The organism is Streptosporangium sp. OZ121, from assembly GCF_051918885.1.
GTDB lineage: Bacteria > Actinomycetota > Actinomycetes > Streptosporangiales > Streptosporangiaceae > Streptosporangium.
The window spans coordinates 112,296-136,846 of sequence record NZ_JBPXMC010000001.1 but is presented as its reverse complement, the minus strand read 5'-3'; the positions used below and the strand labels follow the sequence as shown (position 1 = coordinate 136,846).

The 24,551-nt window shown below is 70.9% G+C and carries 24 protein-coding genes; 16 read left to right on the top strand and 8 right to left on the bottom strand.

The features are described 5' to 3' along the window. The first annotated feature begins 37 nt into the window (after positions 1-37). The 5 genes from ACTOQ1_RS00615 (at position 38) to ACTOQ1_RS00595 (ending at position 5,319) form a co-directional block, all read left to right on the top strand. Positions 38-187, top strand: coding sequence for a hypothetical protein (locus ACTOQ1_RS00615; RefSeq protein WP_440063594.1), 150 nt, complete (start codon positions 38-40; stop codon positions 185-187). A 459-nt stretch (positions 188-646) separates the two neighbouring features. Next, positions 647-2,155 carry an arabinosylfuranosidase ArfA gene (gene arfA, locus ACTOQ1_RS00610; protein ID WP_440063593.1) on the top strand — a complete coding sequence of 503 codons (1,509 nt, stop codon included), beginning with the start codon at positions 647-649 and terminating at the stop codon, positions 2,153-2,155. Between the two features lie 55 nt (positions 2,156-2,210). Then, the gene (locus tag ACTOQ1_RS00605) at positions 2,211-3,572 is read left to right on the top strand and encodes an extracellular solute-binding protein (protein ID WP_440063592.1); all 1,362 of its coding nucleotides are present in this window, start codon (positions 2,211-2,213) and stop codon (positions 3,570-3,572) included. Beyond that, on the top strand, positions 3,569-4,489 hold the full coding sequence (locus ACTOQ1_RS00600; protein ID WP_440063591.1) for a carbohydrate ABC transporter permease: 921 nt from the start codon (positions 3,569-3,571) through the stop codon (positions 4,487-4,489). The genes ACTOQ1_RS00605 and ACTOQ1_RS00600 overlap by 4 nt, the downstream gene beginning before the upstream one ends. Further along, the gene (locus ACTOQ1_RS00595) at positions 4,486-5,319 is read left to right on the top strand and encodes a carbohydrate ABC transporter permease (protein WP_440063590.1); all 834 of its coding nucleotides are present in this window, start codon (positions 4,486-4,488) and stop codon (positions 5,317-5,319) included. The genes ACTOQ1_RS00600 and ACTOQ1_RS00595 overlap by 4 nt, the downstream gene beginning before the upstream one ends. Positions 5,320-5,323: 4 nt before the next feature. On the opposite strand, the gene ACTOQ1_RS00590 is transcribed toward ACTOQ1_RS00595, so the two are convergent. Genes ACTOQ1_RS00590 through ACTOQ1_RS00580 form a run of 3 tightly spaced genes read right to left on the bottom strand, consistent with a single transcriptional unit; the run spans position 5,324 to position 8,533 of the window. Further along, on the bottom strand, positions 5,324-6,253 hold the full coding sequence (locus tag ACTOQ1_RS00590; protein ID WP_440063589.1) for a carbohydrate ABC transporter permease: 930 nt from the start codon (positions 6,251-6,253) through the stop codon (positions 5,324-5,326). Between the two features lies 1 nt (position 6,254). Beyond that, positions 6,255-7,181: a carbohydrate ABC transporter permease gene (locus ACTOQ1_RS00585; RefSeq protein ID WP_440063588.1), complete on the bottom strand. Its 927-nt coding sequence runs from the start codon at positions 7,179-7,181 to the stop codon at positions 6,255-6,257. Then, positions 7,178-8,533: an extracellular solute-binding protein gene (locus ACTOQ1_RS00580; protein ID WP_440063587.1), complete on the bottom strand. Its 1,356-nt coding sequence runs from the start codon at positions 8,531-8,533 to the stop codon at positions 7,178-7,180. The genes ACTOQ1_RS00585 and ACTOQ1_RS00580 overlap by 4 nt, the downstream gene beginning before the upstream one ends. Before the next feature lie 355 nt (positions 8,534-8,888). Here ACTOQ1_RS00580 and ACTOQ1_RS00575 point away from each other — a divergent pair, with 355 nt between their 5' ends. Further along, positions 8,889-11,345 (top strand): glycoside hydrolase family 3 N-terminal domain-containing protein, encoded by a 2,457-nt coding sequence (locus ACTOQ1_RS00575; protein WP_440063586.1) that lies wholly within the window; start codon positions 8,889-8,891, stop codon positions 11,343-11,345. Continuing rightward, complete coding sequence (locus ACTOQ1_RS00570) at positions 11,329-12,378, top strand: LacI family DNA-binding transcriptional regulator (protein WP_440063584.1); 1,050 nt, start codon at positions 11,329-11,331, stop codon at positions 12,376-12,378. Before ACTOQ1_RS00575 ends, ACTOQ1_RS00570 begins: the two co-directional genes overlap by 17 nt. Here ACTOQ1_RS00570 and ACTOQ1_RS00565 read toward each other — a convergent pair. The 3 genes from ACTOQ1_RS00565 to ACTOQ1_RS00555 form a co-directional block, all read right to left on the bottom strand. Next, a complete protein-coding gene (locus ACTOQ1_RS00565; protein ID WP_440063582.1) occupies positions 12,369-13,550 on the bottom strand; it encodes a N(5)-(carboxyethyl)ornithine synthase in 1,182 nt (393 codons plus the stop codon). The two genes, ACTOQ1_RS00570 and ACTOQ1_RS00565, sit on opposite strands and share 10 nt — an antisense overlap. Positions 13,551-13,659: 109 nt before the next feature. Beyond that, positions 13,660-14,229: a DUF4142 domain-containing protein gene (locus tag ACTOQ1_RS00560; RefSeq protein WP_440063580.1), complete on the bottom strand. Its 570-nt coding sequence runs from the start codon at positions 14,227-14,229 to the stop codon at positions 13,660-13,662. A 230-nt stretch (positions 14,230-14,459) separates the two neighbouring features. Beyond that, positions 14,460-15,602: an ROK family protein gene (locus ACTOQ1_RS00555; RefSeq protein WP_440063578.1), complete on the bottom strand. Its 1,143-nt coding sequence runs from the start codon at positions 15,600-15,602 to the stop codon at positions 14,460-14,462. 105 nt (positions 15,603-15,707) lie between these two features. Between ACTOQ1_RS00555 and ACTOQ1_RS00550 the strand changes: the two genes are divergently transcribed. From ACTOQ1_RS00550 to ACTOQ1_RS00510, 9 genes are all read left to right on the top strand, one after another. Next, positions 15,708-16,436, top strand: coding sequence for an amino acid ABC transporter ATP-binding protein (locus ACTOQ1_RS00550; RefSeq protein WP_440063576.1), 729 nt, complete (start codon positions 15,708-15,710; stop codon positions 16,434-16,436). A 30-nt stretch (positions 16,437-16,466) separates the two neighbouring features. After that, positions 16,467-17,384, top strand: a complete 918-nt coding sequence (locus tag ACTOQ1_RS00545; RefSeq protein ID WP_440063574.1) for a glutamate ABC transporter substrate-binding protein — start codon at positions 16,467-16,469, stop codon at positions 17,382-17,384. Continuing rightward, positions 17,384-18,028 (top strand): amino acid ABC transporter permease, encoded by a 645-nt coding sequence (locus ACTOQ1_RS00540; RefSeq protein WP_362684240.1) that lies wholly within the window; start codon positions 17,384-17,386, stop codon positions 18,026-18,028. The genes ACTOQ1_RS00545 and ACTOQ1_RS00540 overlap by 1 nt, the downstream gene beginning before the upstream one ends. Beyond that, positions 18,025-18,852: an amino acid ABC transporter permease gene (locus ACTOQ1_RS00535; RefSeq protein WP_440063571.1), complete on the top strand. Its 828-nt coding sequence runs from the start codon at positions 18,025-18,027 to the stop codon at positions 18,850-18,852. The genes ACTOQ1_RS00540 and ACTOQ1_RS00535 overlap by 4 nt, the downstream gene beginning before the upstream one ends. Then, positions 18,845-19,795 carry an asparaginase gene (locus ACTOQ1_RS00530; protein ID WP_440063569.1) on the top strand — a complete coding sequence of 317 codons (951 nt, stop codon included), beginning with the start codon at positions 18,845-18,847 and terminating at the stop codon, positions 19,793-19,795. Before ACTOQ1_RS00535 ends, ACTOQ1_RS00530 begins: the two co-directional genes overlap by 8 nt. Continuing rightward, complete coding sequence (locus ACTOQ1_RS00525; protein ID WP_440063567.1) at positions 19,792-20,538, top strand: copper homeostasis protein CutC; 747 nt, start codon at positions 19,792-19,794, stop codon at positions 20,536-20,538. Before ACTOQ1_RS00530 ends, ACTOQ1_RS00525 begins: the two co-directional genes overlap by 4 nt. A 314-nt stretch (positions 20,539-20,852) precedes the next feature. Beyond that, positions 20,853-21,461 carry a sulfite oxidase-like oxidoreductase gene (locus ACTOQ1_RS00520; protein ID WP_440064744.1) on the top strand — a complete coding sequence of 203 codons (609 nt, stop codon included), beginning with the start codon at positions 20,853-20,855 and terminating at the stop codon, positions 21,459-21,461. Then, positions 21,431-22,189, top strand: a complete 759-nt coding sequence (locus ACTOQ1_RS00515) for a ferredoxin reductase (protein WP_440063565.1) — start codon at positions 21,431-21,433, stop codon at positions 22,187-22,189. The genes ACTOQ1_RS00520 and ACTOQ1_RS00515 overlap by 31 nt, the downstream gene beginning before the upstream one ends. Continuing rightward, entirely contained in the window at positions 22,186-22,458 is a 273-nt protein-coding gene (locus tag ACTOQ1_RS00510) for a DUF6510 family protein (protein WP_440063563.1), read from the top strand. The genes ACTOQ1_RS00515 and ACTOQ1_RS00510 overlap by 4 nt, the downstream gene beginning before the upstream one ends. 157 nt (positions 22,459-22,615) lie before the next feature. On the opposite strand, the gene ACTOQ1_RS00505 is transcribed toward ACTOQ1_RS00510, so the two are convergent. Then, on the bottom strand, positions 22,616-23,590 hold the full coding sequence (locus ACTOQ1_RS00505) for an aldo/keto reductase (protein WP_440063561.1): 975 nt from the start codon (positions 23,588-23,590) through the stop codon (positions 22,616-22,618). 149 nt (positions 23,591-23,739) lie between these two features. Further along, positions 23,740-24,519 (bottom strand): aminotransferase class IV family protein, encoded by a 780-nt coding sequence (locus ACTOQ1_RS00500; protein WP_440063559.1) that lies wholly within the window; start codon positions 24,517-24,519, stop codon positions 23,740-23,742. Between the last annotated feature and the right edge of the window lie 32 nt (positions 24,520-24,551).

The following is a 24,551-nucleotide window of genomic DNA, read 5'->3' as shown; positions in this document are numbered from 1 at the left end:
CGCGCGGTGCCGGGCGTCAACGCCGGCCGGTCCGGTCGTGGTCGTGCACCGGCCCGGCCACGAGGTGACCGTCGCGCTCGTCTTCCGGGCGATGACGCTGGGACCGCAGCTGTTGCCGCGACTGCCGGCCGCCGACGCGCTGCCGGAGGAAGGCAGGGAACGGGCCCGCCGGCGCGCCGACGCGTGAGATCTCGGTGATCACGCGGTGCGGGGGGCGAGGCCGGAACCTGCGTGCGACACCCCATCGTCCGGTGCTTGGCAGCCAAGTGGACTCCCGGTCGATAACGCTGTCAACAGCCCCCTGAGGATTTCCTTAATTTGCCGGTAAGCGCCCGCTTTTATTCGGGCACGAGAGGCGTGGGGCGGGTTCCGGTCACGTCGCGTGTCCGGGGCGGAGCGGATCGTTCACGGCGCGCGGAGGTGAAATCAGCAGGTCGGACGGCACATGCGATGAGCTGGGAATCTTTCGTAGTTACCGGATCGTGATTTGACCGGCGATGTCAGGGGCGTTAACACTCACTCCAGGTAACGGTTGGCCTTTTTTCATGTTAACGCTCACAAATGGAGTCGCCCAACTTCCCGTTCGTCCACGAGCCTGGCGATCTCGCGCCGGAGGCCGGCGCGGGCCGCGTATGAGGAGACCTTCGTGCTGTCCGCGCACCTCACCCTTGACCCCGCGTTCAGGGTGGCCCCCGTCCACCGGCGCACCTTCGGGACGTTCGTCGAGCACCTCGGCCGGTGCGTCTACACCGGCCTCTACGAACCCGGCCACCCCACCGCCGACGAGGAGGGCCTCCGGCGCGACGTGCTGGAGCTCACCCGCGAGCTGGGCGTCACCACGGCCCGCTACCCCGGCGGGAACTTCGTGTCCGGATACCGCTGGGAGGACGGCGTCGGCCCCCGGGCCGGGCGGCCCCGGCGGCTCGACCTGGCCTGGCACAGTACGGAGACCAACGAGTTCGGCCTGGACGAGTTCGTCGCCTGGACGCGCAAGGCCGGGGTGGAGCCGATGATGGCCGTCAACCTCGGCACCCGGGGCATCGCCGAGGCGCTGGACCTGCTGGAGTACTGCAACATCGAGTCCGGGACCCACCTGTCGGACCTGCGGGTCGCCCACGGCGCCAAGAGGCCGCACGACGTCCGGATGTGGTGCCTGGGCAACGAGATGGACGGCCCGTGGCAGATCGGCCACATGAGCGCCCGCGAGTACGGGCGGCTCGCCGCCGGCACCGCCCGTGCCATGCGCATGATCGACCCGAGCCTGGAACTCGTGGCCTGCGGGAGCTCCGGTTCCGCCATGCCGACCTTCGGCGCGTGGGAGGCAACCGTGCTGGAGGAGACCTACGACCTGGTGGACTTCATCTCCTGCCACGCCTACTACGAGGAGCACGACGGCGACCTGGCGAGCTTCCTCGCCTCGGCGGCGGACATGGACCACTTCGTCGACGCGGTGGTGGCGACGGCCGACAGCGTGGGCGCCCGGCTCAGGAGCAAGAAGAAGATCAACATCTCGTTCGACGAGTGGAACGTCTGGTACCTGTCCCGCTTCCAGGGCGCCGAACCGCCGCGCGACTGGCCGGTCGCCCCGCCGCTGCTCGAGGACCACTACCACCTGGCCGACGCGGTGGCCTTCGGCGGGCTGCTGATCTCACTGCTGCGGCACAGCGACAGGGTGACGGCCGCCTGCCTGGCCCAGCTGGTCAACGTCATCGCCCCCATCATGACCGAACCGGGCGGCAGGGCCTGGAGGCAGACCACCTTCCACCCGTTCGCCCAGGCCTCCCGGTACGCGGCGGGCCAGGTGCTGCGGGTCGAGCCCGCCTCTCCCACCCACGAGACCGCGAGGTTCGGTCAGGTCGCCGCCCTCGACGCCGTCGCCACCCACGACGAGGAGACCGGCGCCACCACGCTGTTCGCCGTCAACCGCTCGACCGACCGGCCGCTCACCCTCACCGCCGACCTGCGCGCCCTCGGCCCGGTGGCGCTCGCCGGCGCCACGGTGCTGTCCGGTCCCGACCCCTACGCCCGCAACACCGCCGACGCCCCGGACACGGTGACTCCCCGTACGAACACCGAGGTCCGCCTCGACGCCGGGACCCTGGAGACGACGCTGCCCGCCGTCTCGTGGAACGTGATCCGTCTCATCCGCCCGTAGATCCATCCGGCCGTGGCTCGTCGGGGAGGCGCGGCCTCGCCCCCTGGAGACAGCAGTGGACGACATCCCATCGACCCCACCCCGGACTCCGTCGACCCCGTCCCGGATCACCCGCAGGAACCTGCTGGGCGGCGCCCTCGCCCTCGGGCTCCTCGGCTCCGGATGCTCCCTCCCCGTGGACCTGGGCTCCTCCCGGACCCGCATCAGGTACTGGCACTTCCTCGGCGCGAGCGACGGGGTCGTCATGAACGGGATGGTCGGCGCGTTCGCCAAGGAGAACCCCGGCCTGTTCGTCGAGGAGAACGTCCTGCAGTGGGGCGAGCCCTTCTACACCAAGGTCGCGATGGCGGGCGCCGGGGGCCGTTCCCCCGATCTCGCGACCTTCCACCTCGCCCGGCTGCCCGGTATCGGCCCCGGCCTGATCCTGGACCCGATCAACCTCGACCTGCTCGCCGAGAACGGCCTGCGGGCCGAGGACTTCAGCCCCCCGATCTGGGAACGCGCCCACGTCGACGGGGTCCTGTACGCGGTGCCCTTCGACGCCCACCCCATGGTGCAGTACCACAACACCGACGTCTGCGGCCGTGCCGGGCTGCTCGGCGGCGACGGCAAGCTGCTGCCGACCAAGGGCGCCGACCAGCTGCTGGAGGCACTGCGCAAGGCCAAGGACGTCCTCGGCGGCAAGCCTCCGCTGACCTTCGACGCGCTCGGCCTCGGGACGGTGGGGCCGTGGCGGGTGTGGTGGTCGCTGTACCCCCAGAGCGGCGGCACCCTCCTGTCGGAGGACGGCACCCAGATCACGATCGACGACGCCAAGGCGCTGGAGGCGCTGTCCTTCATGCGCACGCTGGGCGCGGAGGGACTGTGCGACCCCACCACCGACTACGCGGCGTCGGTCGCCGCCTTCCAGAACGGCGACGCGGCCTTCCTGTGGAACGGCGACTGGGAGATCACGACCTTCAAGCAGGCGAAGACGCCGTTCGACATGACGCGCTTTCCCTCGGTCTTCGGCGGCGCCTCGGCCCAGGCCGACTGCCACGTCTTCGTCGTGCCCCACCAGCGCGACCGCGATCCGCGGATCGAGCGGGAGACCTACCGGTTCATCGCCTACCTGGTCAAGAACAGCGCCGACTGGGCGGTGGCCGGTCACGTGCCCGCCTACCTCCCCGCACTGGAGGAGCCGGAGTACCTGGCGCTGAGCCCGCAGTCGGAGTACCGCTCGGTCATCACCGACGTGGCACTCGACCCGCAGGTGTGGTTCACCGGATCGGCGTCGAGGCTGTGGATCGAGTTCGGTGAGGCGTTCTCCCCGGTGATCGCCGGAACCCGCACGCCCGAGCAGGGCCTGGCCCTGGCCAAGGCCGCCCTGCGCGGGCTCATGGAGGCCCCCAACCCCTTCCCCGAGGAGCCCCGATGACGACCACCGTCGCCGCCCCCGCCGGCGCCGCGCCGGCCGCGAAGACCGGTGCGGGACACCGCTGGACCCAGCACGGGCTGCTGTTCGTCGCGCCCTTCCTCGTGATCTACGTGGCCTTCCTGGTCTGGCCGCTGCTGCTGGGCCTGAGGATGAGCCTGACCAGCGTCAACATCGCCGGGGCCAACGCCGGGTTCGTCGGCTTCGCCAACTACGCCGAGGCGTTCGCCGACCCCAGGATGTGGCGCTCTCTCTGGAACACCGTGCTGTTCACCGTGCTGAGCACCGTGCCCCTGGTCGTCCTGGGGCTGGTGTTCGCCCTGCTGGTGCACAACCTGCGCTTCATGCGCTGGCTGTGGCGGCTGTCGTTCTTCGCGCCGTTCCTGCTGCCCTCCGCCGTGGTCTCGCTGCTCTGGCTGCAGATGATCTACCAGCCCGGCTTCGGCCTGCTGAACGGGACGTTCGGGACCGACATCCTCTGGCTGGGCGATCCGGACCTGGCGATGTGGTCGGTCGTGATGACCACCGTCTGGTGGACGGTCGGCTTCAACTTCCTGCTCTACCTGGCCGCCCTGCAGAGCATCCCCGAGCAGCTCTACGAGGCCGCCTCGATCGACGGCGCCTCGGCCTGGCACAAGCTGCGCTCGATCACGCTGCCGCTGCTCCGCCGCACCACCGGCCTCGTCGTGGTGCTGCAGCTGCTGGCCTCGCTGAAGGTCTTCGACCAGATCTACCTGATGACCGGCGGAGGCCCGGAGAACTCCACCCGCCCGATCATCGAGTACGCCTACGACATCGGCTTCACGGGGTACCGCGTCGGCTACGCCTCGGCCGTCTCCTACATCCTTTTCATCCTGATCGTCGCCGTGTCCCTGGTGCAGTTGCGGCTGTTCCGCAAGCGTGAGGAGTCTCTCCGATGACCAAGAGGTTCGGCCCCGGCCAGCTGGTCCTGCTCGCCGTCACCGGGGCGCTCGCCGTGGTCTGGCTCGCGCCCCTCGCCTGGGCGGTCGCCACCTCGCTCAAGCCCGAGGCCGACACCAACAAGGTCCCCCTGCAGTGGGTCGGCAGCGAGGTCACCCTCGACGCCTACCGCCTGGTCCTGGGCACCGGCGGCATCGTCAAGTGGGCGATCAACTCCACCGTCACCGCGGTCATCGTGACGTTCATGACCGTGCTGTTCTCGGCGATGGCGGCGTACGGCTTCGCGCGCACCCGGTTCCGCGGGCAGCGCGTGCTGCTCGCCGTGATCCTCGCGGGGATCATGGTTCCCCCGCAGGTGCTGATCGCCCCGCTGTTCGCCGAGATGGTCGCGCTGGGACTGGTCGACACCTGGTGGGGCGTCATCCTTCCGCAGGTCGCCGCGCCCGTCATCGTGTACATCCTCTACAAGTTCTTCCAGGCCGTGCCGCCGGAGCTGGAACAGGCCGCGTTCGTCGACGGGGCCGGCCGCTGGCGGGTGTTCTTCACCATCGTGCTCCCGCTCTCGCGCCCGGTGCTCGCCGCGGTGGCGATCTTCACGTTCATCACGACCTGGAACAACTTCCTCTGGCCGTTCCTGGTCTCCACCGACCCGAACACGATGACCCTGCCGGTGGGACTGGCCAACGTGGTGCAGGGCACCTTCGGCGTGCGCTACGCGCAGATCATGGCCTCCGTGGTCCTGGCCGGCCTGCCGCTGCTCGTCGTCTTCGTGCTCTTCCAGCGCCAGATCATTCGCGGCGTCGCCCACACCGGCCTGGCCGGGCAGTGACCGGTCACTTGCTGAAGCCGGCCGTCAGGCCGCTGAGCAGCTGGCGGCGGCCGACCACGTACAGGATCAGGATGGGGAGCGTGGTCAGCACCACGGAGGCGAGCACCGCCGGCACGTTCACGCTGTACTGCCCCTGGAAGGTCCACAGCGCGAGCGGCAGCGTGCGCTTGTCGGGGCTCTGGGTGAGGATCAGCGGCAGCAGGAACCCGTTCCAGATCGTCAGCGCGTTGTAGATCGTCACCGTCACCACGGCCGGCATGGTGAGCGGCAACGCCAGGCGCCAGAGTGTCGCCAGCTCGCCCGCGCCGTCCAGCCGCATCGACTCGAACAGCTCCTTGGGCACGTCACGGATGAAGTTGGTCAGGACCAGCACCGACAGCGGGATCGCGAAGGCGATCGACGGGAGGATCAGCCCCGTCAGAGAGTCGTACAGACGCAGCCGGATGATGATCAGGTAGACGGGGATGATGGTCGCCTGCAGCGGGATGGCCAGGCCCATGAGGAAGAGCGCGTTCACCCCGCGCAGGAAGCGGAAGGCGGTGCTGCCCCGGACGATCGCGTACGCCGCCATGAACGCGACCGCGACCGCCGGGACGACCGCGCCGACGGTCACGATGAGGCTGTTGAGGAAGTACAGCGGGAAGTCGGACTCGACGACCAGCCGGTAGTTGTCGAGGGTCGGCTCGGTGGGCGGCGCGAGCGGGTTGGTGGCGTAGTAGCTGCTCTGCGCCTTGAAGCTGGTGATGACGATCCAGTAGATCGGCACGATCACGATCACCAGCCACAGCCAGCTCACGGCCCCGCCCAGCCAGTTGGGGCGCTCGCCGAGCGAGCGCCGCTCGCCGTGGGCTGGCGGGCGGCGCCGCCGGTGCCGGCGCGGATGCGGTCCGAGCGTCTCGGTCCGCTTGACCCCCGTCGTGTGGGTCACGCTCATGTCAGACCCCTTCCATCTGGCTGGCGTTGGCGTCGCGGCCGCCGAGCCGGCGCAGGAGCAAGGCGAGGGCGAGACCCACCAGGACGAGGATGACGGCGATGGCGCTGGCCGGTCCCATGAGGTTGGCCTGGAACCCGCGCTTGTACATGTCCAGGGCGAGCACCCGGGTGGCGTCGCCGGGACCGCCCGCGGTCAGCACGAAGATCAGGTCGAAGAAGGTCAGCGACCCGACGACCATGAGGGTGGAGGACGTGATGATCGTGTACTTGAGCTGCGGCAGCGTGATGCTGAAGAACTTGCGGACGCGGCCCGCGCCGTCTATCTCGGCGGCCTCGTACATGGAGTGCGGGATCTGCCGCACGCCGCCCTGGTAGATCAGCGAGTGGAAGGGGACGAACTGCCACGACACCACGAAGATCACGGTGCCGAAGGCGAGAACGGGCTCGCCGAGCCAGTCCTGCACGAGCAGGTCGATGCCCAGCCCGGCGCCGAGCCCGAAGTTGGGGTCGAGCAGCGCCTTGTAGGCGATCGCGATGGCGGCCTGACTGAGCAGCAGCGGGATGAAGTAGATCACCGCCAGCAGCGAGCGGTAGCGCTGCCGCCCGGCCAGGAACACCCCGATCAGGATGCTGATCGGGGTCTGGACCGCCCAGGAGACGGCCATCACCAGCAGCGTTATCCACAGCGCGTGCAGGAGACCGGGGTCGGCGAGCACGGCCCGCCAGCTGGTGAACCCGGACATCTGGATCTCGCCGAGTCCGTCCCAGGACGTGAAGCTGAGGAACAGGACCCCGACCAGCGGAATGACCCCGAAGGCGACGAAGATCACCAGGGCCGGCACGGCCAGCCAGGGCAGAAGGCGGCTGTACGCCCTCTGCCTGGCGGCCGGCGGCCTCCCTGTCCGGGCGGGGGTGGCGAGCGCGCTCAACTGCCGATGACCGCGTTCATGTTGGACACGAACTGCTCCGGTGTGATCGACAGCTGGAACAGCTTGGCGATGTTGTCCAGCAGCACCTCGGCCGCGGTGGGGCTGAGCGCCTGGTCCCAGGACTGGGCGAAGGACTTGGCGTTGCTGGCGATGCCGTAGACGAAGTTCAGGAAGTCCGCGTCCTTGGCGCCGGCGAACGCGCTGTCGGCGCCGTTGACGATCGGCACCGCGCCGGTGCCCGCCCACTCCTTGACGTCCTCGTCGTTGAGCACGGCGGTCGCGAAGAACTTCTTCGCGATCTCCTTCTGCTCGGGGGTCGCCTTGGAGGAGATCGACAGGTACTGGCCGGGGTTGCCGACGGTGTTGCTGGGGTCGCCCTTGCCGCCCTCGACCGGCGGGAAGTTCATGTAGCCGAGGTGGCCGCCGGAGACGAAGTCGCCGCCGTCGGTCGACATGGCGCCGTACGTCCAGCCGCCGTGCAGCATCATCGCGGCCTTGCCGGTGTAGAGCAGTGCCTGGTCGGCGTTGGAGTCGGCCGTGATCGAGGAGAAGCCCTTGATGAACCCGTCCGCCTTGACGAGTTCCTGGATCTTGGTCAGGGCGTCGAGGGCGGCGGGGTGGGACCAGGCGTCCTTCTTGGCGTCGAACACGGCCTGGAACACCTCGGGGCCGCCGATGCGGTCGAAGAGGAACTCCAGCCACATCATGTTCGTCCAGCGGGACTGGCCGCCGAGCGAGAACGGGGCGATGCCGGCGGCGTTGAACTTGGGGACCAGGGCCATGATGTCGCCCCACGACTCCGGCGGCTTCACGCCGACCTGGTCGAAGACCTTCTTGTTGTAGTACAGGACGATGGGCTGCATGGTCTCGGCCGGCATCGCGTAGATCTTGCCGTCGATCGTGGCCGCCCCGAAGGAGGAGGCGAACAGCCGGTCCTTCACCGCCGGGTTCTGCTCGAACCACGGGGTGAGGTCCTCCACCTGGCCGGCCTGCACGTACGTGCGCAGCGTCCCGCCACCCCAGCCCCAGATGATGGTGGGCGCCTGTCCCGCCCCGATCGCCGTCTTGATCTTCGTCTTGTAGGCGTCGTTCTGCATGGCCGTGAACTCGATCTGCCCGTTGGGGTTGGCCTTGTTGAAGCGCTCCACGGCCCTGGTGCGCACGCCCTCCTGCGGCTGGGTCGACAGGAACCAGTAGCTGGCCTTGCTGGCGGCGTTCCCGCCGCTCGCGCCGGTCGAGGCTCCGCCCGCCGGGGCGGGGCCGGACGTGCCGCAGGCCGCCAGCGCGGCGCTGAGGGGGATGCCCATGGAGAGGGTGAGGAAGGTGCGGCGGGATGGTGTCGTTGACTCCACGCTGATCTCCGTATGTCGAATGCCGAGGCGGGGCGGGGCTTCAGGTGAAACATGAGTGGCGGTGGCCGTCTGGTCGTGGATCGGCACCTCTGCTACCAGGCGTCCGTCCCCCCCGAGCCCAGCATGTCGAAACATTTCCGAAACAGGCCGCGTGGCACGTCAATTTAGATTTCAGCTACCTGCCTGTCAAGAGGTGATCCCATGTCGGCATGAGCTTGGTATGTGAGGGACCTGGGGTACTCTCATCTGGGACTTTCCTGGTCACCTCGGGTGCGCCAGGATGTGAGCAGAGCTACCGCAACTCACCGAAATGTTTCGGGCAGTTGCCGGGGCGGGTTTTTCTTGAGGAGAGCAGATGACGGCGCTAGATGGGACCCCCGCGACCGGCCGGACCCTCCGGTCGTGGCAGGACCCGGCACTTCCCGTGGCCGAGCGGGTCGACGCCCTCCTCGCGGAGATGACCCTGGAGGAGAAGATCGGCCAGCTCGGCAGCCGGTGGCCCGGCAACGCCATGCAGGCCGACCGGGACGGGGAGCCCGAGGAGAAGTCCGAGGGCACGGCGAACGTCGCCCCGCTGCAGGACGTCTTCGCGGCCTCGGGGCGGGTGCCCTTCGAGGAGACGATCCGCCACGGGCTCGGCCACCTGACGCGGGTGTTCGGCAGCGCTCCGGTGACCGCGGCGGAGGGCGCCGCGGAGGTGGTGCGGCTGCAGTCCGAGGTGGTCAGGCACTCCCGGCTCGGCATCCCGGCGCTGGTCCATGAGGAGTGCCTGACCGGTTTCACCACCTACGGCGCGACCGTCTACCCGGCGGCCATCGCCTGGGGCGCGACGTTCGACCCGGACCTGGTGGAGCGGATGGCCGCCGCCATCGGGCGGGACATGCGCGCCGTGGGCGTCCACCAGGGCCTGTCGCCGGTGCTGGACGTGGTGCGCGACTACCGCTGGGGCCGGGTCGAGGAGACCATGGGCGAGGATCCGTACCTCGTCGCGATGCTCGGCGCCGCCTACGTGCGCGGCCTGGAGGGCGCCGGGGTCATCGCCACGCTCAAGCACTTCGCCGGTTACTCCGCCTCCCGGGCGGCCCGCAACCACGGGCCGGTGCCGATGGGCCGGCGCGAGCTGATGGACATGATCCTGCCGCCGTTCGAGACCGCCGTCGTCGAGGGCGGCGCGCGTTCGGTGATGAACTCCTACTCCGACCTGGACGGCGTCCCTGCCGCGGCCGACCCGTGGCTGCTGACCGACCTGCTGCGCGACGAGTGGGGGTTCACCGGGACGGTGGTGTCGGACTACTGGGCGATCCCGTTCCTGGCGACGATGCACCAGGTCGCCGCGGACACCGACGAGGCCGGGGTGCAGGCGCTGACCGCGGGCATCGACGTCGAGCTGCCCGACACGCTCGGCTTCGGCCTGCACCTCGCCGAGCGGGTACGGCGGGGCGAGCTGCCGGAGTCCCTGATCGACCGGGCCGCCCGGCGCCTGCTCACGCAGAAGGTGGAGCTCGGCCTGCTGGACCCGGACTGGACGCCGGAGAGCTCGGTGGCCGGGGCGCGGGCCGTGGACCTGGACTCGCCGGCCAACCGGGCACTGGCCAGGGAACTGGCCGAGCGGTCGATCGTGCTGCTCGACGCGGGCACCGCGCTGCCGCTGCTCGGCGAGGGACGTCCCGAGCCGCGCAGGGTGGCCGTGGTCGGCCCCTGCGCCGACGACCCGCGCACGTTCATGGGCTGCTACGCCTTCCCCAACCACGTGCTGCCCCGCCACCCGGGGCTCGGGCTCGGCGTGGCCGCGCCCAGCCTGCTCGACGCGCTGCGGGCCGAGCTGCCCGACGCCGAGCTGGTCCACGAGCGGGGCTGCGACGTGCGGGGCGAGGACCGCTCCGGCTTCGCCGCCGCGCTCCGGGCGGCCCGCGAGGCCGACGTGTGCGTGGCCGTCGTCGGCGACCTGGCGGGGATGTTCGGGCTGGGCACCTCGGGCGAGGGCTGCGACGCCGAGGACCTGCGGCTGCCCGGCGCGCAGGAGGACCTGCTCGCCGAGCTGGCCGCCACCGGCACGCCGGTCGTGGTGGTCGTCGTCTCGGGCCGCCCGTACGCGCTGGGCGGCGTGGCCGGGACGGCCGCCGCGCTCGTCCAGTCGTTCATGCCGGGCCAGGAGGGCGGGGCGGCCGTCGCCGGGGTCCTGTCCGGCCGGGTGCAGCCCAGCGGGAAGCTGCCGGTGCAGATCCCGCGCGGCCCCGGCGGGCAGCCGGGCACCTACCTGCAGCCGCCGCTGGGTGCCGACAGCCACGGCATCAGCAACCTCGACCCGACCCCGCTGTTCCCGTTCGGGCACGGCACCTCGTACACCACCTTCGCGATCGACGACCTGCGAATCAGCGACGCCGAGGTACCCACCGACGGCGAGTTCACCGTGTCGGTGCGCGTGCGCAACACCGGCGGCCGGGCGGGTGAGGAGGTCGTCCAGCTCTACCTGCACGACGTGCTCGCCCAGGTGACCCGGCCGGTGCGGCAGCTCACCGGGTTCGCCCGGGTCAGGCTGGAGCCCGGCGCGAGCGCCGTGGCGACCTTCACCGTGCCCGCCGACCGGACCGCCTTTACCGGGCGTGACCTGCGGCGCGTCGTCGAGCCTGGGGATCTTGAGGTGTTCGTCGGCGCGTCGGCGTCCGACCTGCCCTGCCGGGGCCACATACGATTGACCGGCCCGCTGCGTCACGTCGGCGTGGGCCGACGGCTGGTCACCCGCATGGACGTGGAACCGGCGCCGGGCTCTTCCGCCGCACAGCAGGGAGGAACAGATGCCGGCCAGTCCTAGACGGGCCACGCTGGCCACGGTCGCGGCCTCGGCGGGCGTGTCGATCGCGACCGTGTCGAAGGTGCTCAACGGCCGGGACGACGTCTCCCCGGGGACCCGCTCCCTCGTGGAGTCGTTGCTGGAGCAGCACGACTACGTCGCGCCGCCGCAGCGCCGCCGGAGCGACCGGGGCGACACAGCCGTGCCGGCCACGATCGAGGTGGAGCTCGACGCCGACCTCAACCCGTACTCGACCGAGATCGTCCAGGGCGCGGTGCGGGCCGGGGCCGAGGCCGGCGCGGCGATCGTGGTGAGCATCCGGACGACCGCCGACCGCGCCGGAGCCTGGGCCCGCGGCCTGGCCACGGCCGGACGGCGGGCCGTGATCGCCATCACCAGCGATCTGACCGCCGGGCAGCTCGCCGCCCTGTCCCGAGCGGGCCTGCCCCTGGTCGTGATCGACCCGCTGAACCTGCCGCAGACCAGGGGGGTCACCAGCGTCGGCTCGACGAACTTCGCCGGGGGCCTGGCCGCCACACAGCACCTGCTCGCGCTCGGGCACCGGCGCATCGCCTACCTCGGCGGACCGGCCACCGCCGCCTGCGAGCAGGCCCGGCTGCACGGCTACCGCGCCGCCATGGAGGCCGCGGGCGCCGCGGTCCCCCCGAGTCACGTGCGGGAGGGACCCTTCCACTACCAGGAGGGGGTCGCGGGCGGCGCGGCCCTGTTCGACCTGCCCGAGCCCCCCACGGCCATCTTCACCGGCTGCGACGACATCGCGCTCGGCGTGCTGGAGGCGGCCAGGGCGCGGGGGCTGCGCGTGCCCGAGGACCTCAGCATCGTCGGCTTCGACGACACCCAGGTCGCCCGGATGGCCTCGCCCCCGCTGACGACCGTACGCCAGCCGCTGCGGGAGATGGGCGGCGTCGCGGTACGCACGGCCCTGCGCCTGGCGGCGGGCGAACGGGTCGACTCCCATCACGTCGAGCTCGCCACCGAGCTGGTGGTACGCGGCTCCACCGCCCCGCCCGGAGGTTCAGCCGGTCACGGCTGAGCGCCGGCCGCGAGTGCCGGGGACGCGCTCTGCTCGCGCGGGTACGGGTAAACCGGCGAGCGGTGCTGGAAGGACAGGACGGCGGGGTTCTGCACGACGCCGTCGCGGATCTCGACGGCCCGCCGGATGGTGTCGTCCGCGTCCCACGCGGCCCGGCCGTCGAGCACCGTCCTCAGGTGGGGCAGCAGGGCCTCGCTGATCTCCCAGGTGGCCGAGTCCCACAGATACGACGGGCTGTGGTCGACGCCGTAGTAGTGGACGTTGTCGCCCACCTCGAACATGGGGTCCGTGAACGTCGTGGGCCGCGCCCAGCTGAACCCCATCCCCTCGTCACAGGACACGTCGACGACGAGGGTGCCGGGCGCGAAGGCGGCCAGGTCCTCCTCGTCGGCGAACATCAGCGGGGCACCGGTGTCCTGCAGCACGCAGTTGACGACGACGTCGTGGTCGGCGATGAAGGCCGCCAGCGGTACCCGCCCGCTCTCGGTGAGCGCGTAGCTGCGGTTGGGGTCGCCGGCCTCGTGCTCGAAGCGCACGATGCGCGCCGAGTGGATCGGCGAGGCGACCGCGGTGACGTCCCGGAAGGTGAGGAGGTCGATGTCGTTCACGCCGTGCGCGTTGAGCGCCGTCACCGCGCCGCGCCCCGTCGCCCCGAAGCCGATGACGACCGCCCGCAGCCTCCGGCCGTAGACGCCCGTCGTCCCAATGAGCTCCAGGGCGTGCAGGACCGAGGAGTAGCCCGCCAGCTCGTTGTTCTTGTGGAAGACGTGCAGGTTGAACGCGCCCTCGCCGGTCCAGTGGTTCATCGCCTCGAAGGCGATCAGCGTCAGCCGCCGGTCGATCGCGAGCTGCGTCATCCTCTCGTCCTGGACGCAGTGCGGCCAGCCCCAGACGATCTGCCCCTCGCGCATCCCCTCGAGGTCCTCGGCCAGCGGCTTGGGGAGCAGGACGACGTCGCACTCCGCGAGGAGCCGCTCCCGGGGGAGCAGGCCGGCGACGTACGGTGCCAGCTGCCCGTCGGAGACGCCGAAGTGCTCGCCGTAGCCGCGTTCGAGGTAGACGCGCCCCCGGAGGTCGGGGGCGATCCGCTCCAGGTGCAGCGGGTGGATCGCCAGCCGGTGCTCGTTCTCCTTGCGTGATCGTGACACGATTCCGAGACTGAGCTGATCCATGGGGCTCCCTTTGATTGGCTCCCTGTCTAGCACAGGCCCCGCTTCGAACAGGCGCCTGGTTCTGCCCGCCCTCGGAACCGGGCGGGCCGCGGACGGGTCTCGGCTCGCCTCAGCTCTCCGAAGGGCTGGGGACGGGGGGCTCCTGGAGATGGAGGAACATGTCCAGGTGGGCCCGCACGACCTGCTCGACGGCGAAGGCGAGTTTCCTTATCCTGGGGTCGGAGCTGTTCTCCACCTGCTGTCTCACGAGGGTGACCCCGTGGCGGTGGCTGGCGATCTCCATGTCGATCCAGGCCCTGTCGAACTCCGCTCCCTCCAGCGCCATCACCTCTTCGAGCTGCCTGCGCTGCGCCGCACTGGGCTCGTCGGGGAGCTTGACGCCCACCTCCCCGGCCACCTGCTGGATGAGCCTGTCGAGTCTCATGTGGTCGACGATGAGCTGCTCTCCCAGCTCGCGGACGGCCTGGCCGACCTTCCCGTCCTGGTCGTCGGCCTTCCGCCGGACGGCCAGGCCCGCCTCGATCTCGGCCAGGCTGCCCTGGTGCGCCTTGATGAGGAACTCCCAGTCCTGCTGGCTGACAGGCCGGGGGGTGGGGGAGGCGGCGGCACCGGCGGCACCGGCCGTGCCGGCCATCGCGGCCATGATGATGGCGAGCAGGACGATCATCATTCGAACCATCGGATCCTCCGTCGATCAGCCCACGGGCAGAGCTGGTACCTTCCTCCCTTTCATCTACGCACATATAGGTCTATATGGCGCTATTAGTGGTAAAGCCTGCTAAAAAGACATATTTAGCCCCGTTGGGTAAAGGGGTCCGCCGCGCCTCCTCCGTACCGCCGGTGGTCCCTCGCGAGAGGGCGTACCGCCCGTGGTCCCTCGCCTGAGCGGGGCGTACCGCCGGTGGTCCCTCAGCTGAGGACGGCGTCCAGCAGGAGGGAGCCCGCGCCGAGGAGGGCGGCGTCGGGGCCGCCCCGGGTGACGGCGATCTCCAGGTCGCGGGTGGCCAGGGGCAGGCAGCGCTCGTAGACGGCGGCGCGGATGGAGGAGATCAGCGGCTCGGCGGTGGAGAGGCTGCCGCCGACGACGATGGCGTCGGGGTTGAGGAAGTTGACCAGGACGGTGAGCACCTCGCCGATGAGGCGGCCCGCGTTCCTGACCAGGGCGGTGGCCTCGGGCACGCCGTCCTCGACCAGGGCGACGACGTCGGCGGGGCGCCGCGTCGCGATGCCGAGCCCGGACAGGGCGTCCATGAGCGCGGCGCCGCTCGCGTAGGCCTCCAGGCAGTCGGGGTGGCCGCACGAGCACATGGTGGAGGAGTCGGTCCTGACCCGGACGTGGCTGATGTCGCCGGCCGCGCCCCTGCCCCGGTGCAGGCGGCCGTCGACGATCACGCCGCACCCTATGCCGCTGCCGGCCTTGAGCACCATGAGGTTGTCGAAGCCCGGCCACGAGCGGGCCTCGCCGACGGCCAGGAGGTTGGCGTCGTTCTCGACGAGCACGGGCAGGTCGTAGTGGGCGCCGAGGTGCTCGGCGACGGGGAAGTTGTTCCAGCCGGGCATGCGCGAGGGGGACACCACCCGGCCGCTGCCAGGGTCGACGGGGCCGGGAACGCCGGTGGCGACGCCGCGCAGCGGGACGCCGGCCGGGCCGTGGGAGAGCAGCAGCTCGTCGAACGCGGCGGCCATCCAGTCGAGGGTCGCCTCGGGGCCGAGCGCTATGTCGCAGGCGCGCTCCTCGACGACGAGGGGGACGCCGCTGAGGTCGAGCAGGCCGAGGCGGGCGTGGTGCGCCCCGAGGTCGGCCACCGCGAGCAGGCCGGCGGTCGGGCTGACCCGCAGCCGCCGGGGCCGCCGCCCGCCGCTGGAGGTCCCCGAGCCCTCCTCGACGAGGAGCCCGGTGTCGATCAGCTCCTCGACGCGGAGGGAGACGCTCGACGCCGCCAGGCCGGAGACGCGGGCCAGCTGGGCGCGCGACTCGGCGTGACCGGTGGCGACGAGACGCAGAAGGTCACCCTGTGCTCCCCGCACCAGCAGCCGCTCTTTGCCTGACATGAACTAGAGGAATACCACGTCTGTACTTACTACGGCAACGTGTTGACTTGCGTGAGAATCATCCGTTACCTTCCGCTTTATCTTCGATTTCGAAGGAAGATGGCAATGATTCAGGTCAAAGGGTTGAACAAGTGGTTCGGCGACCACCACGTGTTGCGCGACATCGACCTTGATGTGGCGCGGGGCGAGGTCGTCGTGGTGGTCGGCCCCTCGGGGTCGGGCAAGTCCACGCTGTGCCGCTGCCTCAACCGGCTGGAGACCGCCGGGTCCGGCGACATCCTCGTCGACGGCGTGCCCGCCCCGGTGGAGGGCCGCGAGCTGGCCCGGCTCCGGGCCGACGTCGGCATGGTGTTCCAGTCGTTCAACCTTTTCCAGCACAAGACCGTGCTGGAGAACATCGTGCTCGCGCCGATGAAGGTCCGCGGCGACGGCCGCGCCGAGGCCGAGGCGGCGGCGCGGGCACTGCTGGAGCGCGTCGGCATCGCCGAGCAGGCGGGCAAACTGCCCGCTCAGCTGTCCGGCGGGCAGCAGCAGCGGGCCGCCATCGCCCGCGCGCTGGCCATGCGGCCCAAGGTGATGCTCTTCGACGAGCCCACCTCGGCGCTCGACCCGGAGATGGTCGGCGAGGTGCTGGACGTGATGGTCCGGCTCGCCGCCGACGGCATGACCATGGTCGTCGTCACCCACGAGATGGGCTTCGCCCGCAGGGCCGCCGACCGCGTGGTCTTCATGGACGCGGGCCAGATCGTCGAGACGGGCGAGCCCGGCGCCTTCTTCGAGGCTCCCAAGACAGACAGGGCCAGGGACTTCCTGGCCAAAGTTCTCACTCATTGATCAGATCGATCGAAAAGGATGGTGGGCCCGATGGTGTCCATGAAGCGGCTGGCCGCTGTCGCCGCTGTGTCCATGCTCGGCCTCTCGGCCTGCGCCGGTACCGACTCGGGAAGCCCGGCCGTACCGGGTGAGGCCAAGGGGAACGACCTGATCGCCTCGGCGCCGGTCGCCGCCGCCGCGGACATCCTGCCCGGCTCCACGATGGAGAAGATCAAGCAGCGCGGCGAGCTGATCGTCGGCGGGTCGCTCGACGCGCCGCTGCTGTCGCAGCAGAACCCGACGACCGGCGAGGTCGAGGGGTTCGACGCGGACATGGGCAAGGCGCTCGCCAAGTACATCATCGGCGAGCCCAAGGTGAAGATCGTCAACTCGGCCTCGGAGACCCGCGAGGCGCTGCTGTCCAACGGCACCGTGGACGTCGTCTTCCAGACCTACACGATCACCCCGGAGCGGGCCGAGCAGGTCGCCTTCGCCGGGCCGTACTACTCCTCAGGGCTGAGCCTCGCGGTCAGGAAGGGCACCACGGGCATCGCCAAGCCCGAGGACCTGAACGGCAAGACCGTCATCGCCGGCGCCAACACCCCGGCCGTATCGGCGATCAAGAAGCTCGCCCCGCAGGCCAAGATCGTGACGTTCGGCAGCGACCCCGAGTGCATGCAGGCCCTCAAGCAGGAACGCGGCGACGCCTACGTCCAGGACGAGACGCTCCTGGTGGCCAACGCGCAGAAGGACCCCTCGGTCCAGGTCGTCGGCAGCCCGTTCACCGAGGACCCGTACGGCATCGGCCTCAAGCACGGTGACGACCAGTTCAAGAAGTTCGTCAACGACTGGCTGAAGAAGATCCAGGCCGACGGCCTCTGGCAGAGGACCTGGAAGAACTCCCTCGGCACGGTCGTGCAGGGTGAGGCTCCCGCCCCGCCGCAGATCGGATCGGTGCCGGGGTCCTGATGTCCGCCCTCCTGGACCACCTGCCCGAGTTCTGGCAGGGACTGGTCGTGACCCTCCAGCTGACCGCGGCGTCCTTCGCCGGCGCCGCGGTCGTGGGGCTGGTGATCACCGCCATGCGGGTCAGCCCGGTCGGCGTCCTGCGCGGGATCGGCACGGCCTACGTGGAGACCTTCCAGAACCTGCCGCTGCTGGTGCTGCTGGTGCTCGCCGTCTTCGGCCTGCCCGAGATCGGGCTCAAGGCCGACCTGCTGGTGACGGCCATGATCGTCATCGCGCTCTACGAGGCCGCCTACATCGCCGAGGCCCTGCGCTCCGGCGTCAACGCGGTCTCCGCCGGGCAGGGCGAGGCGGCCCGCGCGCTCGGGCTGACCTTCGGCCAGTCGCTGCGCCACGTGGTCCTGCCGCAGGCGCTGCGCACGGTGATCCAGCCGGTCGGCAACATCTTCATCGCGCTGACGATGAACACCTCGCTCGCCGCCGCGGTCGGCGTCGTCGACCTGACCGCCGCGGCCAACCGGGTGAACCTCGCGGAGGCGCAGCCCATTCCGATCTTCGTCGGGGCTGGCCTGGCCTACGCGCTGATCGCCGCCTGCGCCGGGTTCGTCACCGGGCGGCTCGAACGACGGCTGGTGGTGGTCCGGTGAGCAATCTCCTCTTCGACCAGCCGGGGCCGCGTGCCCGCCGCAGGATAAGGATCGCGACCGCGGTGGGGGCGGTCGCGGTCCTGCTCCTGCTGGCGCTGGCGCTCCGCCAGTTCGCCGCCAACGGCCAGCTCGACGCCGACCGCTGGTCGCCGTACGCGACCTGGCCGATGTGGCGCTACCTGCTGAACGGGCTGTGGGCCACCGCGCTCGCCGCCGTCGTCTCGGCCGCGCTCGCGATGGCGGCCGGGGTCGCCCTCGCCCTCGGGCGGCTGTCGCGGCGCAGGTGGGTCCGCGTGCCCGCCGCCGCGTACGTGGAGGTCGTGCGGACCGTCCCGGCGCTGCTGCTGGTCTACGTCGTGCTGTTCGCGCTGCCCCGCTACGGGCTCGACCTGCCGCTGTTCTGGAAGCTCGTGGTGCCGCTGGCGATCTCGAACGCCGCGGCGTTCGCGGAGATCTTCCGCGCCGGGATCCTGTCCGTGGAGCGCGGCCAGGGCGAGGCCGGTCTCGCGGTCGGGCTCACCCAGGGCCAGACCATGCGCCTGATCGTGCTGCCGCAGGCGGCCAGGCGGGTGCTGCCCTCGATCGTGAGCCAGTCGGTCGGCCTGCTGAAGGACACCTCGCTGGGCTTCGTGGTCAGCTACGCCGAACTGCTCTACAGCGGCAAGGTCCTGGCGACCTTCAACGGCCTGCTCATCCAGACCTACCTCGTCGTCGCGCTGATCTACCTGGTGGTCAACGCGTCGCTGTCCAAACTCGCCCGTACCCTCGACGCCCGCGACACCCCGGGGGCCCGCCGGCTCAGAAGGAGACCCGTCCGTGCCTGAACTCGTCCCGCTCGCGGAGGTCGTGCGCTCCGGATTCGTGGAGAGCGTGCACTTCGGCAGCGCCGTCGCCCTGGCGCCCGACGGCGCCGTGGCCGTCGCCAGGGGAGCGGTCGGCGCGCCGGTGCTGCCGCGCTCCTCGGCCAAGCCGTTCCAGGCGCTGGCCTGCCTGTCGTCCGGCGCGGACCTGCGCGGTCCCGGCCTGGCGATCGCCGCCGGCAGCCACACCGGCGAGGACTTCCACGTGCGGCTGGTCGCCGACATCCTCGCCGGGGCCGGGCTCGGCTTCGAGGCCCTCGGCTGCCCCGAGGACTGGCCGGAGGACGAGGCCACCCGGCACACGCTGATCCGGGCGGGCCTGAAGGCCTCGCGCGAGCGGATGAACTGCTCGGGCAAGCACGCCGCGATGCTCGCCGCGTCCGCCGCCTCGGGCTGGGAGACCGCCTCCTACCTGGACGCCGACCACCCCCTGCAGCGGCGGGTGCGTGCCGTGACCGAGGAACTGTCGGGGGAGAGGGCGGCCCACGTCGCCGTCGACGGGTGCGGCGCCCCGCTGTTCGGGCTGTCGCTGACCGGGCTGGCGCGGGCCGTGAGGGCCCTGGTCGTCGCCGAGCCGGGCACCCCGCCGCGCGCGGTCGCCGACGCGATGCGCGAGCACCCCGAGTACGTCGGCGGGACCGGGCACGTGAACACCTCGCTGATGCGGGCGCTGCCGGGGGCGGTGGCCAAGGGCGGGGCCGAGGGGGTCCTCGTCGTCGCGCTCGCCACCGGGCACGCGGCGGCCGTCAAGGTCATCGACGGGAGCCCGCGGGCCACGAGCGCGATCGCGCTGGCCGCGCTCAGGGCGGCCGGCGGGGACGTCGCGGGAGCGGCGGACTTCGCGAGCGTTCCGGTGCTGGGCGGGGGCCGACCAGTCGGTGAAATCCACGCTTTGGAGGAAAAATGAGTCTTAGCTATGAGATCTGCATTGACAGCACCGCGGGCGCGCTCGCGGCCGAGCAGGCCGGGGCGCACCGCGTCGAGCTGTGCTCGGCCCTCTTCGAGGGGGGCCTGACCCCGACCCTCGGCACCGTCGAGGCGACCCTCGCGGCGGTCTCGACGATCCGGGTCCACGTGATCGTCCGCCCCCGGGGCGGCGACTTCATCTACGACGAGTACGAGGTCGCGGCCATGGAGCGCGACGTGGCCACGATCAGGGACGCGGGCGCGCAGGGCGTGGTGATCGGGGTGCTGACGCCCTCGGGCGAGGTGGACGCCGAGGTGGCCAAGCGCCTCATCGGCGCGGCCGGAGACCTGTCGGTCACCTTCCACCGGGCCTTCGACATGACCGCCGACCCGTTCGCCGCCCTGGACACCCTCGCCTCCCTGGGCGTCGACCGGGTTCTCACCTCCGGCCAGGACGTCACCGCCCTGGAGGGCGCGCCGCTGATCGCCTCCCTGGTCGAGCGGGCGGGCGACGACCTGATCGTCATGCCCGGCGGCGGCATCACACCCCGCAACGTGCACCGCGTGGTCGAGGCGACCGGGGCCTCCGAGATCCACTTCGCCGCCCTGGTTGACGCGCCCAGCCCCGCCGTGCACCGCAATCCCCACCCGTTCATGGGTGGAGAACTGCGCCGGCCCGAGTACAGCCGCCTGATCACCTCCCCGCGCCTGGTCTCCGAGGTGATCGCCGCCTCGGGCACCTGAACCCCGGAGAGCCGGTCGCCGTGTCCGCCGCGTACGTGCGCAGGGGCCACGTCCGCCGCGCACGCGAACGGGCGTCCAGGGAGAGCCGCGGGCCGTCAGGGGCCCCGCGCGTGCCTTCGAGAGCTCACGGGCCTTCGCAGGCTTTCACGGGCCCGGAGAAGGTCCGGACCGGCGCGCGGAAACCCGCCGGAGTCCGCCCTGATGACGTGAGACGCGACCGGATGTGATGAGATTTACCTAGTTCTCGTGACTCGTCGGCTCGTGATTGATTCGAGGGACGTGTCGCGGTTGTCGTTATCTGCCGGACAGTGGAGGTGGGCGTCATCGGCATCGTCTCGCCCGGATTCTTCGGCCGCCGTCGCACCGGCAACCCGGACCTGCCGCCGGGGCAGTACCTCACCGAGGACTTCCCCGTCCTCTCGGCCGGGCCCACGCCCCTGATCTCCACCGACGACTGGAGCCTCGGCGTCACCACCGAGACCGGCGAGGTCGTCCGCTGGAACTGGGCGGAGCTCAACGCCCTGCCCGTGGAGCGGTTCACCGTCGACCTGCACTGCGTCACCAAGTGGTCCAAGCTCGGCACCACCTGGGAGGGCGTGTCGCTGGACACCCTCCTCGACGGCGTGGAGACGTCCGCCGAGTACGCCCTGGCGACCTCCTACGGCGGTTACACCACCAACCTCCCGCTGGAGGACCTCCTCGACGGCCGGGCCTGGATCGCCGTCCGCTACGAGGGCGAGCCCATCACCCCCGAGCACGGCGGGCCCGCCCGGCTGCTCGTGCCGCACCTCTACCTCTGGAAGAGCGCCAAGTGGGTGCGCGGCCTCCGGCTCCTCGACGAGGACCAGCCGGGATTCTGGGAGGGCGTCGGTTACCACAACTACGGAGACCCATGGCGCGAGCAACGGTACTGGGGCGACTGACCTGGAGGGTCGCCACGGTCACCGCCGTGCGCGACGAGACCCCCGGAGCACGCACGATCACCCTGGACGTCCCCGGCTGGCCCGGCCACCTCGCCGGCCAGCACGTCGACGTACGGCTCACCGCCCCCGACGGCTACTCCACGCAGCGCTCGTACTCCATCGCCTCGGCGGCCGACGGGGACCGCGTGGAGCTCACCGTCGAGCTGCTGCCCGACGGCGAGGTCTCCCCGTACCTCGCGCGGGTCCTCTCGCCGGGAGACCCGCTGGAGGTACGCGGCCCGATCGGCGGCTGGTTCGTCTGGCGGCCCGAGACGCCCGAGCCGGTGCAGCTGGTCGCGGGCGGCTCGGGGGTGGTCCCGCTCATGGCGATGATCCGCGCCCGCGCCTCGGCCGGGATCCGCACGCCGTTCCGGCTCCTGTACTCGGCGCGCGGGCCGCGCTCCGCCCTCTACCGCGCCGAGCTGGACCGCCAGAGCGCCGACGGCTCCGGCCTGGACGTCACCTACGCCTACACGCGCGAGGTGCCCGACGGCTGGGGGCGCCCGCCCGCGCGGGTCGACGCCGCCCTGCTCGCCGAGGCCGTCTGGCCCGCCGACCGGGAACCGGCCGTCTTCGTGTGCGGGCCCACCGGCTTCGTCGAGACCGCCGCGGGCCTGCTCGTCTCCGCCGGGCACGACCCCCGTCTGATCCGCACGGAACGCTTCGGCCCCAGTGGAGGACAACGATGAGCCAGGACCACCTCGACGGGAACGCGGCGGGCGGAGCCCTGCGCGACGTGTTCGCCGTCGACCTGACCGCCGCCACCGGCCGGTGCTCCGGCTGCGCGCGGAGCCTCGCGCTGGCCGAGGCGCTCCTCTACACCCACGCCCCGGGCCTGGTGGCCCGCTGCCCCGGGTGCGAGGAGGTCGTCTTCCGGCTCGTACGGGCGCAGGGACGGGCGTGGCTGGACATGCGCGGCATGACCTGCGTCCAGTTCGAACTGCCCGCCGACTCCTGACGGCCCCGCCCGCCTCCCGTTCCCCGGGCCGTCCCGGGACCGCGGTCCTGCCGCGATCCCCGGACGGCGGTGCCCGGCACCGGCGCTCCCCGGCACCGGGGTTCTCCGGTGCCGGGGTACGCAGGGATACGGAGCCTTCCCGGCCGGGCCCGAGAGGTCAGTGCTTGACGACCCGGGGGCGGTACGGCTCGGCGAGGAAGGCGAGCTCCTTCTCGGTGAGGGACAGGTTCACCGCGGCGACCGCGTCGTCCACGTGCACGTCCTTGGTCGCGCCCACGATCGGGGCCGACAGGCCGGGCTGGTGGAGCAGCCAGGACAGCGCCACCCGCGCGGGAGCGACCTCGCGCTCCCTGGCCACCTGGGCGACCCGGTCGAGGATCAGGCGGTCGTTGTCGGCGTCGTCGTAGAGGGACTCGATGCGGGGGTCGCTGCCCGCCCGGGTGGTCTTCTCCTCGGATCCGGCGCGGGCCAGCAGGCCTCGGGCCAGGGGGCTCCACGGGATCAGCCCGACGCCCTGGTCGAGGCAGAGCGGGTTCATCTCCCGCTCTTCTTCTCGGTAAAGAAGATTGTAATGATTCTGCATCGACACGAACTTTGTCCAGCCGTGCCTCTCCGCGGTGTGCTGGGCCTTGGCGAACTGCCAGGCGTACATGCTGGAGGCGCCGATGTAGCGGGCCTTGCCCGCGCGGACCACGTCGTGCAGGGCCTCCATGGTCTCCTCGATCGGCGTGTCGGGATCCCAGCGGTGGATCTGGTAGAGGTCCACGTGGTCGGTGCCCAGGCGGCGCAGCGAGGCGTCGATCGCCGAATGGATGTGCTTGCGCGACAGGCCGCCGTCGTTGACGCCCTTGCCCATAGGCATGAACACCTTGGTGGCCAGCACGTAGTCGTCCCTGCTGGGGAAGATCCTGGCGAGCAGGCGGCCGGTGACCTCCTCGCTGGTGCCGAAGGAGTAGACGTCGGCGGTGTCGAAGAACGTCACCCCCGCGTCGGCGGCCCGGCGCACGATCGGCTCGGCGGCGGCCTCGTCCAGCACCCACTCGCCCCATTTGGCGGGATCGCCGTAACTCATCATGCCAAGGCAGACCCTCGACACCTTCATCCCGGTGGACCCCAGGCGCACGTACTCCATGACAAACCTCCGGATCTTCAAGACCTTGGGGTCCACCCTACGACCGCTGTCTTCAACCGGTTCGTCCCGGTCTCCGCCGGTCCCGGCGGGATCGGTACGGCTGTAGGCGAAAGTCCACCGGCCTGAACCGCCGGGATCGTTCTCGCCCCCTACAGCCGTTCCGGCGGGATCTCCTCGTACTCTTTCCTGAGCGTCTCGAAAACGGGGTGGTCGTCGGCCAGGTTCGTGCCGTCGACGGCGCTGATCGCCCGCACGCCCGTCGTCGTGTTCGTGGCGAACGCGGCCTGCATGGCGGGGACGTCGCGGATGTTCACCGGTGCGGTCGTCGTGTTGTCGTGGACCTGGTCCAGCAGCCTCATCGTTATTCCCGGGAGCATTTCCGCGTTCGGCCAGACGACCCGCTCCCCGTCGAAGAAGCCGATGTTCCACGTCGCGCCTTCGGATATGAAGGAGGCGCCGTCGACGAAAAGCGCGTCGTCGTATCCCCGCATCTGGACCTGCCGCCGGTGCCACAGCGATCCCATCAATCCGACGTGCTTCACCTCCGGCAGGTCACGCCGATGACCGACCGTTCGCACGCGAATCGGAGAGGGGGGCAGCGGCATGGCCGGCCGGGTGGTGACCAGCACGCCCGGTTCCGCGGAGGACACGGGGTGTCCAAGATCAAGAGCGGGGTCGAAAACGGTCACCCGGACGACGAACGCCCCTCGTTCTCCCCTGACGGCGTGCCGGACGAATTCGCGAACCCGCTCCCTGTCCAGGCTCACGTCGAACAGGACCCGGCAGTCGTTCGCGAGACGATCCAGATGATGGGAAAGCCCCTTTGTCCGCTGGTCCTGAACACGCATGGACGTGAAGTGGCCGTAGTTGAGGAGGGCCAGAGACTGCAAGGCTTCCGAGGTCACCGGTGTCCCGTTGAGTTCCGCCATGTTTTTGATTCTTACACCGGCGGCGATCGCGG

What these genes read in the sequence shown, in the direction of transcription:
- ACTOQ1_RS00600 (WP_440063591.1), top strand. Translation starts at nt 3,569, where the DNA reads ATGACGACCACCGTCGCCGCCCCCGCCGGCGCCGCGCCGGCCGCGAAG.
- ACTOQ1_RS00595 (WP_440063590.1), top strand. Translation starts at nt 4,486, where the DNA reads ATGACCAAGAGGTTCGGCCCCGGCCAGCTGGTCCTGCTCGCCGTCACC.
- ACTOQ1_RS00590 (WP_440063589.1), bottom strand. Translation starts at nt 6,253, where the DNA reads ATGAGCGTGACCCACACGACGGGGGTCAAGCGGACCGAGACGCTCGGA.
- ACTOQ1_RS00575 (WP_440063586.1), top strand. Translation starts at nt 8,889, where the DNA reads ATGACGGCGCTAGATGGGACCCCCGCGACCGGCCGGACCCTCCGGTCG.
- ACTOQ1_RS00570 (WP_440063584.1), top strand. Translation starts at nt 11,329, where the DNA reads ATGCCGGCCAGTCCTAGACGGGCCACGCTGGCCACGGTCGCGGCCTCG.
- ACTOQ1_RS00565 (WP_440063582.1), bottom strand. Translation starts at nt 13,550, where the DNA reads ATGGATCAGCTCAGTCTCGGAATCGTGTCACGATCACGCAAGGAGAAC.
- ACTOQ1_RS00560 (WP_440063580.1), bottom strand. Translation starts at nt 14,229, where the DNA reads ATGGTTCGAATGATGATCGTCCTGCTCGCCATCATCATGGCCGCGATG.
- ACTOQ1_RS00555 (WP_440063578.1), bottom strand. Translation starts at nt 15,602, where the DNA reads ATGTCAGGCAAAGAGCGGCTGCTGGTGCGGGGAGCACAGGGTGACCTT.
- ACTOQ1_RS00550 (WP_440063576.1), top strand. Translation starts at nt 15,708, where the DNA reads ATGATTCAGGTCAAAGGGTTGAACAAGTGGTTCGGCGACCACCACGTG.
- ACTOQ1_RS00545 (WP_440063574.1), top strand. Translation starts at nt 16,467, where the DNA reads ATGGTGTCCATGAAGCGGCTGGCCGCTGTCGCCGCTGTGTCCATGCTC.
- ACTOQ1_RS00540 (WP_362684240.1), top strand. Translation starts at nt 17,384, where the DNA reads ATGTCCGCCCTCCTGGACCACCTGCCCGAGTTCTGGCAGGGACTGGTC.
- ACTOQ1_RS00525 (WP_440063567.1), top strand. Translation starts at nt 19,792, where the DNA reads ATGAGTCTTAGCTATGAGATCTGCATTGACAGCACCGCGGGCGCGCTC.
- ACTOQ1_RS00515 (WP_440063565.1), top strand. Translation starts at nt 21,431, where the DNA reads ATGGCGCGAGCAACGGTACTGGGGCGACTGACCTGGAGGGTCGCCACG.
- ACTOQ1_RS00510 (WP_440063563.1), top strand. Translation starts at nt 22,186, where the DNA reads ATGAGCCAGGACCACCTCGACGGGAACGCGGCGGGCGGAGCCCTGCGC.
- ACTOQ1_RS00505 (WP_440063561.1), bottom strand. Translation starts at nt 23,590, where the DNA reads ATGGAGTACGTGCGCCTGGGGTCCACCGGGATGAAGGTGTCGAGGGTC.
- ACTOQ1_RS00500 (WP_440063559.1), bottom strand. Translation starts at nt 24,519, where the DNA reads ATGGCGGAACTCAACGGGACACCGGTGACCTCGGAAGCCTTGCAGTCT.